Here is a 9,963-nt window from a genome sequence, read left to right on the forward strand (position 1 = left end):
GAACCGGGCATCCCCCAAGTCAATCCTCGGCTTTTCTGCCAACTACCCAAGCTCTACCTTTGGTCCATGACTCTCGATGATCTCCGTGTCTTCGTGGCGGTGTGCCGGGCCGGCAGCCTGAGCGCCGTCGCCCGGGACCTGTCCTGTACGCAGTCGGCGGTAAGCCAGCATGTGAAGCGGCTGGAGCGGGAGACGAAGGTACAACTGCTGGAACGCCACCCCCGCGGCGTGGCCCCCACCGCGGCGGGTCGCCTGCTCCGAGCGGCGGCGGCCGACGGCATCGCCGGCCTGGACCTGGCTCTTCGTCGCCTCGACGAACTGGCGCGCGGCGAGGCCGGATCCGTACGCATCACCACCGGTGCCACCACCGTGCGGCACTTCATGTCCGAGGCCGTCGTCGCCTTCCGCAACCGCTATCCCCGGGCCGGCCTGGAGTTTCGCACCGAGACCTCCAGCCGCAGTTGCTTCGACGCGCTCGCCTCCAACACCCTCGACCTCGCCTGGATCACCATCGGCGGCCCGATGCCCGGCATCCAACAGCGCCGCGTCGCCGAACTGCCCTGGGTGCTGGCCGTCCGCGCCGACGATCCGCTCGCCGACCGCACCCACATCGAGGCCGCCGACCTCGGCGACGTCCGGCACATCAGGCTGCCGGAGGACTCCTCCTCGCGGGCCCACCTCGACACGGCCTTCGCGAAGCTGGGCATCCACGTCACGTCCGACGCCGGAATCGCCGACTGGGACACCGCCATCCTGCTGGCCGAACTCGGCCTCGGGCACGCCGTCGTACCCGCGCTGCCCGATCGGCGCACCTCCGGCGGGACCGGCCCGGTGCGTTTCCTGCCCATCCCCGACCTGCCGCGCCTGCCGGTGGGCTGGGCCGTCCGGCGCTGGGACGACCTCACCCCGTTGGCCAGGGCCTTCGCCGACAGCGTCGCCCCCGACGACACACCGGACGGGTGACCGGCGGAGCGGGAAGCGGTCCGGCGCGTCGGGGCGGACGCGGGACCGGTCGGGGACCGCCGGCTCAGGCGCCCGGGACAGCGCGGGATCGATGGTGAATGGCAGGCGCCGCGATCCGGGCCGGCAGCAAGGCTCGGATCCGCATCCGGAAGTGAATCCGGGTTCGAGACCCGGACCGACGGATGCCGTGCCGGCGCCACCGCCGTTTCCGCACGCACAGCAAGGCGACCACCATGATCCGCACCCGGTACGGGCCGTTCCTCCCCCGCCCCGTCGCGCGTTCCACCGGCAGCGCCGATACGGCCACGACCCGCCCGATCCGGCCCCGCGCGCCGCACCACCCGCCCGCGCCGACCTCGCCGCTGCCCGAGGTCGAACTGCCGGCGACCCCGATGTCCCGCCTCGAACACCTGATCGGGGCGGCCCGGCTCGCCGAAGTGCGCGGCGCACTGCGCGAGGCCCGCGAGCACCTGGACGGGCGCGAGGTCTGGCACGTCAGCGACAATCCGACCCGCGGCGGGGTCGCCGAACTGCTCCGGACCACCCTGCCCCACCTGCGCGGTGAGGGCATCGACACCCGGTGGGCCACGATCGAGGGCAGCCGGGCGTTCCGCGCCCTGACCAAGGCGCTCTACTACCGGATGTGCGGGGTGGCCGCCCACACCCACCGGGACCCGCCCGACCCGGAAGCCGGCCGGTCCCTGTACGAGCGCATGACGGGCGCCGCCGCGCAACGCCTGCTCGGCGTCGTCGGCCGACGCAGCGTGGTCGTACTGCACGACCACCAGACGGCGGGCCTGATCCCGTACCTGCGCGAAGCCGGCTGCACGGTGTTGTGGCAATGCCACGTCGGCACCCCGCTCGACCCCGAACCGGCCGGTCCCGCCTGGCATTTCCTGCGTCGATATCTGTCCGCCGCGCACGGCTTCCTGGCGTCCTACGACGGAGCACTGCCCGCCGGGCTGCCCGACGTGCCGGTGCACATCCTGTCGCCCTCGATCAATCCGCTGTCACCGAAGAACGTGCCGCTGCATCCCACCGAGGAGGCGTCGCGGTTGCTGGCGCGGCTGGAGGTCTTCCCGGAGTCGGGGCACCGCCCCGCGGACCCGGCGGCCGGCTCCGGCTTCGCCGATCCGCCGCAGCACCTTCCGCGGCAACTCGGGCACACCGCAGAGCCGTTGCCTCCGGGCGCACCGCTGGTCACGCAGGTGAGCCGCTGGGACCGGGTCAAGGACATCCCGGGCGTGATCGAGGCGTTCACCGACCACGTCGATCCGGACTTCGGCGCCCACCTGCTGCTCGCGGGACCGCGGGCGGCCGGCGACGCGCAGGCCGAACAGGTACTCGCCGAGTGCCGTGCGGCCCGCGAGCGTCGGCGGGACCGGTCGGCGCGGGTGCACCTGGTGGAGATCCCCACGGATCATCCGACCGAGCACGCGCTGACCATCAACGCCATCCAGCGCTGCTCGACGGTGGTGCTCCAAAAGAGCCTCGCGGAGGGCTTCGGGCTGACCGTGTCCGAGGCCGCCTGGAAGGGGCGGCCGGTAATCGCCTCGCCGGTGGGCGGCATCCGACAGCAGATCCGACACGGCCGCTCCGGACTGCTGTTGGCGCACCCGCGCGATCTGCCGGGGCTCGGCGCCGGCATCGACCGACTGCTCGCCGACCCGGCGTACGCCCGGGAGTTGGGCGACAACGGACGCCGGCACGTGCGCGGACACTTCCTCACCGACAGCGGCGTGTTGGGCTTCGCCCGGATCCTCTCCGGTCTCGCGTAGGAGCCGAGGAGGCAGCCGGGCGGAGACCCGAGGCGAGAGCCGAGGCGAGAGCCGAGGCGAGAGCCGAGGCGAGACCCGAGGCGAGAGCCCGGGTGGCATCCAAGGCGAGAGTCGAGACACCCCTCCCGGGCCGCACCGACCCCGAGCCGACGCCCACACATCCACTCCGACCCCAAGGATCGATCACCATGCGCATCCTCGCCCTCGGCGCCCACCCCGACGACATCGAGTTGTTGTGCGCCGGCACCCTCGCCCACTACCGGGCCCGGGGCGCCCACGTGACCATCGCCATTCTCACCAACGGCGCCCCCGGGGCCCCGACCACGCCCGCCGCCCCGACCCCGATCGCCCGCACCCGGGCCCGCGAGGCCCGCGAGGCGGCGTCCGTGCTGGGCGCCGACCGGATCATGCTCGGTCTGCCGGACGGCTTCCTGTACGACACCCCCGAGACCCGCCTGCTCGTCGTGGACGTGCTGCGCCGAACCCGCCCCGACGTGCTGTTCGCGCACCACCCGGACGACTACCACCCCGACCACCGGGCGGCGGGCGCCCTCGCGAGCGCCGCGCGGCTGTCGGCACGCGAGCCCGGCATCGAGACCGGGCACGCCGCCCTCGACACGGTCCCGGCGTTGTTCCGGATGGATACGTTGACCGGCGCGAACGCGGGTACGCCGGACCTGTGGGTGGACATCACCGCGACCATGCCGACCAAGGAAGCCATGGTGTCGCGACACGTGAGTCAAAACGACCGGCGCCGCCGGCGCGGCGGCCACGACTTCGTGGACCTCGCCCGGCGCCAGGCCGCCCTGCGCGGCCGAGAGGTGGGCGTCGCGTACGCGGAGGCGTTCACCGTCGCCCGGGCCCATCCGCCGACGACACCGACCGACCTCGCGCTGCCCTGGATCACGCCCGCCGGCGCCCCGCCCGCCCCGCGGTAGCGCGGCCGAGGTCGTCGAGAAGGCGGACGATCTCCCACCCGAACAACGCTGTCCGCGCGTGAGAAGGGAGAACGACAGTCGTGCGCATCCGACCAGCCGCATCCGGCACCCGCCGCGAGTCGCCCCGACGACACCGAGAGCGGGTCGGCCGGCGCGGACTGTACGCCGTGTTCTTCCTCAACGGCATGGTCCTGGCCGGTTGGGCACCACGCATCCCGCAGGTCAAGGCCGATCTGCACCTGTCGGACGGGCAACTGGGCATCGCCCTGCTCGGCGTCGCGCTCGGATCGGTACCGGCGATGCCGGCGGCCGGCAGGCTGGTCGGCCGACTCGGGAGCCGCGTCGTGATCCGGATCGCGCTGCCGGTCTACGCGTCGGCGATCGCCCTGCTCGCTCTCGCCGACACCCTGGTCGAACTCACCCTCGCCCTCGCGGTCCTCGGCGCCGCCGTCGGCACCCTCGACGTGGCCATGAACACCCACGCCGTCGACGGCGAACGCGGCGCGGAACGCCCGCGGATGGCCTCGTTCCACGGCCTGTACAGCGCGGGCGCGCTCACCGGCGCGCTGCTCGGCACGGTCGCGGCGGCGGCCGGCGTGCGCCCGGGCACCCAGTTCACGGTCACCGCCGCCGCGGCGCTGATCGCCGCGGTGCCGGCCGTCGCGGCGCTGCGCCCGGTCGGCCGGCACGGGTCCGAGCCGCGGCCCGGATCCACCGCCCGGACTCGGCCGGGACTGCGGGGGCGCCTGTGCCGGCTCAGCCTGCTCGGACTGTGCGTCCTGCTGATCGAGGGCGCGGTCACCGACTGGGGCACCGTGTATCTGGCGGATTCGGTACACGCCGGGCCGGGTGTGTCGGGCGCGGGCTACACGGTGTTCGCGCTGGCCATGACGCTCGGTCGGCTCGCCGGTGACCGGGTGGCCGCGCGCTTGGGGCCGGTGCGGGTCGTCCGCTTCGGCGCGCTGGTGACCGGGGTCGCCGCCGCCGCGGCGATCGCGGTGCCATACCCGTGGCTCGTGGTCCCCGCGTTCGCGGCCGTCGGCCTGGGCATCGCGTCCTCGTTCCCGCTCGTGGTGGGCGGCGTCGGCCGGCAGTATCCGGACTCCCCCGGTCCCGCGGTCGCCACCGTCTCCACGACCGGCTATCTCGCCTTCCTCGCCGGCCCGCCCCTGATCGGCTTCCTGGCCGGCCACCTCGGACTCCGCTTCGCCCTGCTGCTGCTCCCCACCCTCGCGGCCGTCGCCGCCTCCCTCGCCGGCCTCCTGTCCGAGGACCGCACCGCACGCGGCCCCCGGCGTCCCTCGCCCGTCCCGAGCAGGCGGCGTCGCGCCGAAACCGCCGTCGCCTCGACGGCGGGGACCGGGACGGGCTCGTCGGCGGCGCCGAGTTCGCCTTCGCGGGCGGTGCGCCGGCCGGCCCGCGGACACGACGAGGCCGGGCTGCCCATGGGCAGCCCGGCCTCGTGGTCGAGGGCGAGGAAAGCGAACGGACTAGTTCAGGAATGAGAAGGAAGTCCGTTCATGGCCTCGCCGCGGTCAACGTTAGCAGTCAGCCGGGGATCAGGTCGCGCAGGTTTTCCGGGGTGAAGATCCGCGAGCCGGGGTGCAGGCCGTCCGGGCGGGACAGGCCCAGATAGGTGACGGGTCCGTCCGGGATCCTCTCGCCGTCCCACAGCGTGGTGGCCGTGGCCCGATCGGCCATCAGGTCGACGAGGTATCCGACGGTGAGGTGTTGCCGCTCCAGCATGGCGCGCATCAACATCGCGGTCGTCACCCGATGTCCCTCGACCCGATTGGTGCTCGGGCCGCCCTGGAGATACAGGTGCAACCACCTGGCGTGCCACCGCCCGTCGCTCCCGCGCACGAAGGTCAGGGGCAGCGCGACCCGGCCCGGTCCGCGCAGGTCCGACTTCATCCGTACGGTACGCGGCTCGAAGGGGCGGCCCTGCTGCTCGGCGTCGCGCAGCATGAAGCCGAAGAACGACTCCTCGACCTGCTCGAAGCTCTCGCCCGAGTAGATGTGGACCTGCGGCACGATGTAGGTGCCGCGGACCGCGTCCAGCCGCAGGTCGATGAACTCCGAGGCACCGTCCGGCGCGTCGGTGATGTCGCCGGAGTGGGTGCCGCCGATCTCGGTGAGGGCGGTGTACGACAGCCAACAGACCGTCTCGTACTCGTCGTCCAGCATCAGCGCGGAGAGGTCGTAGTCGGTGCACTCCTGCGTCTGCTTCCAGTACGCGAAGAACCGCAGCAGTTCGCCGTCCACGGGCGAGACCGAGCCGCGGGGCAGCACGCCGAGCCCGGCGGCCGTCGCCTTGCCGCTGAGCGGGAGCGCGACGTCGAGGATGTCGGGGTCGACGAGCAGGTGCCCGGCGGCCGGGAGCCGCCGCTGCGTCTCGGCGTCCAGGGCGGTGATCAGGCGCTTGCGCTCGGCCGGTTGCACCGGAGCCCGGGTGTCCTCGGCGGCCCACGCGCGGCCGAGCCGGTTGACGAAGACGCGGCCGGGCGCGGTGTCGTCGGTGCGGTTGTGGAAGTGTTCGCGCACCGACAACAACATTCGCCCGGAGACCTGTTCGGCGACCTGGGCCGCGGCGGCCACGACGACGTCGCGCTCCGCCTGGGTGCCGGCCGCGCGCAACAGCCGGTCCAGGGCGCGGAACAGCTTGCCGGGGGCGGCCGTCAGCAGCCGCGTCGCCCCGACGACGTCGTGCGCGCCGAGCAGTTGCTCGACCCGGCTGTCCAGGGTCGGGGCCCGGAACTCGCCCCGGGCGACCGCGAACACGTCGGTGGCGTGCGGCCATTGCGGATACTCGTGCGGGTGCAGTCGCTCACCGAGGCGCTTGAACGCCTCGCGGTGCGCACCGACGTCGGCGAGTTTGGCCGGGGCCGCCGCGACGACGGCGTCGAGGCCGGCGAGCAGGGCCCGGCGCACGGGACGCGACAACCCCCGGAATCGGGTCGGTACCACGAGTGTCACGTCGCCGCCCGCGAGCGCGCAGGCCAGGCGCAACACGTCGGTGACGGTGTCCACCAGCAGGTCCGCGCCGACGTCGAGGCGGGCCCGGTTGACGACGGCGCGGTTCTCCCGGATCGGGATCGCCTCGGGCTGGGGGCCGTCGACGCAGTGCCCGGCCAGCGCGGCGAGATCGCGCAGGCTCTCCTCGCCCAGGGGGGTGGTGCTGCCCGCCAGGGCCAGGTAGAGGGCGGTGATCTCGTGCTGTGGGTCGGCGCCCGAGTGCAGGACCGTGGTGCGGTCGCTCGCGGCGGCGATCAGCTCGTCGTGGGCGGCGAGCAACTCGGTGTACGTGTGCCGGTAGTTGCCGTAGGAGGGCAGCGTCAGCAGGTCGACCACGCCGGTGGCGAGCTGGGCCAGGGTGCGCTCGCGCGACGTGTCGTCGGCGAGCGCCTCGACGATGCACCGGGTCCAGAAGTCGAAGGTGTTCGGCACGTTGAGCGGGAAGTCGATGAAGTAGCTGTTGTGTCGGACGTGGTCGCCGACCATTGCCCGGACCGTGGGCAACGTGCGTGCGGCGATCTCGACGACCGTCTCCTCGGCCAGCCCCGACAGGCGCTCCAGCAGATCTCCCGACAGCTTGAAGCCCACCGACATCAGCGCGGCGTCGAACTGCCTTGCCGCGACATCGCCTTGACCGGTGGGCCCGGCGGGGAGCGGAACGCGGTGGGCGTGTCGGACAACCAGGGCTTCGAGAGTGTGGGCCATCAGGCATGATCCCAGAACCCGTCGAACCCCCGCACCCGGGTTTCCGAACGCCCGCCCGCGCAGCCCCGGCAGGGTCCACCGGACCGGACCTACTCGGCGACGGTGTCGACCGGTTCCGGCTCGGCGTCGGTGCGGACCGGCCGCTGCGGCCCTCGGACGAGGATGTACAGGAACAGGGTGCCCATCACGATCACACCTGCCCACATGGCCTGTTGCCATCCGTCGACGAAGGACTCCTCGGCGGCGCGGACCAGTTCCCGGGCCTGCGGGCCGGCCGTGTGGGCGGCGTCGATCGCGTTGGCGACGCCTTCGCGGGCGGTGTCGGCCCGGTCCCGGGGGACGCCGTCGAGTCGGGTGTCGATGGCGCTTCGGTAGCCGGCGGACAACAGCGCCCCGAGCAGCGCGACGCCGAGCGCGGTGCCGAATTCGCGGGTGACGTCGTTGACGGCGGACGCCACGCCCTGGCGTTCGCGGGGCAGGGCGCCGGTGATCGCCTCGGTGGAGGGGGTCATCGACAGGCCCATGCCGGTGCCCATGGCGAGCATGCCGGGAAGCACGGACAGGTATCCGCCGTCCACCGAGACGATCGCCGCCATCAGCGCGAGGCCGAGGCCGGCCAGGGCGATTCCGATGGCCATGGTCGCCCTCGGGCCGATCCGCTCGGCAAGCGCGGGGGCCAGTCCGGAGGACGCCATCATCAACACGGCCATCGGCATCAGCGCCACCGTGGACAGCAGTCCGGACCAGCCCAGCACGACCTGAAGGAAGGGGAAGAGCACGACGAAGATGCCGGCCTGGACGCCGAAGACGGCCAGGAGCGTGATCGAGCCGCCGGCCAGGCCCCGCTCACGGAACAGGCGCACGTCCAGCAGCGCGGCGTCGCGGCGCCGCAGTTCCCAGACCACGAAGGCGATCGCGGCGGCGACACCGACGACGAGCGCGATCACGGTCGCGGGCTCGCCCCAACCGCGCTCGGGTCCCTCCTGCAGGAAGAGGACGAGGCCGACCACGGCGGCGACGGAGGTCAGCGCGCCGACGCCGTCGAAGGAGTGCCGGGAGGTCTCCCGGGAGTCCGGCACCGAGCGCACCGCCATGACCAGGGCGACGACGACCAGGACGACGGGCAGTACGAACAACCAACGCCAGTTCGCCACGTCGACCAGGGCGGCGGAGAGGAACATGCCCAGGATGCCGCCGCCGCCGGCGACCCCGGTCCACACGCCGATCGCCCGGCCGCGTTCCCCCTCGGGGAAGGTGGCGGTGATCACGGCGAGGGTGATCGGCATGATCATCGCCGCGCCGATGCCGGCCACCACACGCGCGGCGAGCATCACCTCGGACGAGGGCGCCAGTCCGGCCGCGGCACTGGCGAGGCCGAACACGATCAGGCCGGCCACCAGCATGGGCTTGCGGCCGAGGCGGTCGCCGACGGCGCCGAGCGGCAGCAGGAGCGCGGCCAGGCTCAGCGTGTAGACGTTGATCATCCACAGGATGGTGCTCTGCGAGGCGTCGAACTCGACGGCCAACTCGGGCTGGGCGACGTTGAGCCCGGAGACCGAGGCGATCACCGCCATCAGCGCGACGCACACGGCGATCAGGATCGTCCGGCGCTGCCGCGCGTCCGGCTCGCTCTTCTCGGGGGCACCGGCCGGTCCGGCGTCCGCCCGCGGCGACTGGTTCAGGCTCATGGATTCCTCTCCCCGCACGTCTCGGCGGCGTCCGGTGCGCGCAACGCTAACCCCATCCTGCCGCACAGGCATGCCATCTTGCCTATAACGCAAGAACAGCCTCCGGACGGAATACGACGCAGAAGACGGGCGCCGATTTGCCAGAACTAGCCGGATCCCGCCGACGCCTTCACCGGCTCCCCGCCCCCGTGTGAGTGTTTCGCTCGCTCGGACACAAGCCGGCCTGCACGGTCACCCGCGTCACTCACAAGGCGTACGCGGCGCAGGCCGGCGACGTGGTCGAGCCTCCCCCACCCAAGGAGTCTCGATGAACCGCAGAACGACCACGGCCGGGACCGTCCTGGCCCTGATCGCCGGACTGGCCATCGGCGCGACCGGCGCGTCCCCGGCCGGTGCCGACCCCTCCCCTCCCCCCGCAAACCCCCAGGCAATCGCGGTATCCGCTGCCGACCGGGCGGCCGCCGGCGGCCTGGACGCCCTCGCCAAGGGCCCGAACGAGCAGTACGAACGCCAACTCGTCACGCCCTGGGTCGACGACCTGTACTCGGTCGCGTACCAGCGCACCTACCGCGGCCTCCCGGTCATCGGCGGGGACGCGGTCGTCCTGGCCGACGGCAAGGGCCGGGTCCGCGCGACCCAGGCCGCCACCAACGCGCAGATCGCGGTCACCACCCAGCCGACCGTGTCGGCCGGCGCCGCCGAGACCACCTCCAAGGCCCAACTCGCGGTCGTGGACAAGGTCGAGTCGCACCGCCTGGTCGTCCGGGTCAAGGACGGCAACAGCGCGCTGGCCTGGGAGACGGTGGTGGCGGGTCGTACCGCGACCGCGCCCAGCAGGCTGCACGTGTTCGTCGACGCGAGCACCGGCGCGGTGCT

Annotated in this window: 6 protein-coding genes and 1 pseudogene; 5 read left to right on the forward strand and 2 right to left on the reverse strand. The window is 73.1% G+C overall.

Features of this window, described 5'->3' with window-relative positions; genetic code table 11:
* The first annotated feature begins 66 nt into the window (after positions 1 to 66).
* The 4 genes from ABZ374_RS24010 (at position 67) to ABZ374_RS24025 (ending at position 5,184) form a co-directional block, all read left to right on the forward strand.
* On the forward strand, positions 67 to 963 hold the full coding sequence (locus tag ABZ374_RS24010; RefSeq protein WP_360314273.1) for a LysR family transcriptional regulator: 897 nt from the start codon (positions 67 to 69) through the stop codon (positions 961 to 963).
* A gap of 233 nt (positions 964 to 1,196) precedes the next feature.
* The gene (locus ABZ374_RS24015; protein WP_360314275.1) at positions 1,197 to 2,741 is read left to right on the forward strand and encodes a glycosyltransferase; all 1,545 of its coding nucleotides are present in this window, start codon (positions 1,197 to 1,199) and stop codon (positions 2,739 to 2,741) included.
* Positions 2,742 to 2,929: 188 nt separating this feature from the next.
* Complete coding sequence (locus ABZ374_RS24020; RefSeq protein ID WP_360314277.1) at positions 2,930 to 3,679, forward strand: PIG-L family deacetylase; 750 nt, start codon at positions 2,930 to 2,932, stop codon at positions 3,677 to 3,679.
* 80 nt (positions 3,680 to 3,759) lie between these two features.
* Positions 3,760 to 5,184 (forward strand): MFS transporter, encoded by a 1,425-nt coding sequence (locus ABZ374_RS24025; RefSeq protein ID WP_360314279.1) that lies wholly within the window; start codon positions 3,760 to 3,762, stop codon positions 5,182 to 5,184.
* Positions 5,185 to 5,227: 43 nt separating this feature from the next.
* Here the strand turns inward: ABZ374_RS24025 and ABZ374_RS24030 are convergent, their stop codons facing one another.
* Positions 5,228 to 7,399 (reverse strand): hypothetical protein, encoded by a 2,172-nt coding sequence (locus tag ABZ374_RS24030; RefSeq protein WP_360314281.1) that lies wholly within the window; start codon positions 7,397 to 7,399, stop codon positions 5,228 to 5,230.
* 89 nt (positions 7,400 to 7,488) lie between these two features.
* Positions 7,489 to 9,087 (reverse strand): MFS transporter, encoded by a 1,599-nt coding sequence (locus tag ABZ374_RS24035; RefSeq protein ID WP_360314283.1) that lies wholly within the window; start codon positions 9,085 to 9,087, stop codon positions 7,489 to 7,491.
* Positions 9,088 to 9,394: 307 nt separating this feature from the next.
* Between ABZ374_RS24035 and ABZ374_RS24040 the strand changes: the two are divergent.
* Positions 9,395 to 9,963, forward strand: a pseudogene (locus tag ABZ374_RS24040) (peptidase M28); the annotation flags it as partial.

Origin of the sequence: Embleya sp. NPDC005971 (assembly GCF_040629175.1) — a bacterium.
Lineage (GTDB): Bacteria > Actinomycetota > Actinomycetes > Streptomycetales > Streptomycetaceae > Embleya.